This is a genomic window from Stenotrophomonas sp. S41 (assembly GCF_016624625.1).
Lineage (GTDB): Bacteria > Pseudomonadota > Gammaproteobacteria > Xanthomonadales > Xanthomonadaceae > Stenotrophomonas.
Genome location: NZ_JACVTV010000208.1, coordinates 1 through 1233 on the forward strand (window position 1 = coordinate 1; position 1233 = coordinate 1233).

Sequence of the window (1233 nt, forward strand, 5' to 3'; positions counted from 1 at the left end):
GTAGATACCGTGTTGTCCTTGCCTAGGCAAGGACGACTTCAGGCTCAAACGGTTGGCCGCTCTTCAGTACTCCCCAGACCAGGTGTATGAGCTTGCGCATCAGCGCACACATGATGACCTTGAATGGCTTTCCTTTCTCGCTGAGACGTTCTGCAAAGGCCTTCAGAGTCGGGTTGTAGGTCTTCCCGGTCAGCGCAGGCATGTACAACTTTTTGCGGAAATTGGCATCGCCCACCCGCGATATCCGGGCTTTACCTTCGTAATTTCCTGATTGACGCTGCGCTGGATTCAGGCCTGCGTGGGCAACTACCTGACGCACGTCGCTGTATTTGTTGAGATCGCCTAAAAACGCCAGCAGCTGGGCGCTGCTGGTATCGCCCACGCCGGGGATGCTGGTGAGCAGTTGATGGCGCCCGCGCAGGTCCGGGTCGTTGTCGATGTGGTCCTGGATTGCCTTTCGCACCTGTTTGATCTGTTCCTCCAACGTCCGAATCACGTCATTGATCCCTTGCTGGACGGAGATATCGGCAACCTCCAGGCGGTTCTGCTCCATCTGCAGCATTTCCTGAAGGTCGTCCCGACGCCGGACCAAAGCACGCAACTTCACCTCCGAGGGTGTCGGCGGCACGTAGGGATGCAGCTTTTCCGGACGTTGGGCTTCAAAGAACCGGGCAATCAGCTTGGCATCACTTCGGTCGGTCTTGGTCCGGACTCCCTCAGCCTGCCCAAATGCCTTCACCCGCGCGGGGTTGGCGACATAAACCGTCACCCCAGCCTCCACCAGGGCGCGCGCCAAAGCCTCGTGATAGATACCCGTGGCCTCCATACCTACCGCTGCGTCAGGCGCATGCTTGGCTCGCCACGCCAAAAATTCCGTATAACCCTTGGTCGTATTAGGAAATTTGGCTTTGGTGCGGTACTTGCCGTCGGACAGTGGCAGGGCAACATCAAAGGTCGCCTTGGCCATGTCATTGCCGATTACTTGCATGATCTTGCTCCAGCTTGAACTTACGATCGTGATCGGAAGCCGCCAGACTTGCCCTTGTGAGTGCAGGCTCTCACCGGAAGGTGGGCCTAAGATACCGTTCAAGTTCCAAGGCGGTGTCAGGCCGCCGACGCGCTGAATCTACTTTGCAAGCTCGAAGGCTTAAGAGCCGAGGCAGCGTCATCGGAGCCTCCCGGGGTCACCGGGGGAATTGTGCCTGATCAGGGCGTCATTCCAAGACACAAGAG

General features: G+C 57.7%; 1 protein-coding gene. It reads right to left on the reverse strand.

Features of this window, described 5'->3' with window-relative positions:
• Nucleotides 1-22: 22 nt before the first annotated feature.
• Complete coding sequence (locus tag IAE56_RS20905) at nt 23-988, reverse strand: IS110 family transposase (protein ID WP_200753839.1); 966 nt, start codon at nt 986-988, stop codon at nt 23-25.
• Nucleotides 989-1233 lie beyond the last annotated feature (245 nt).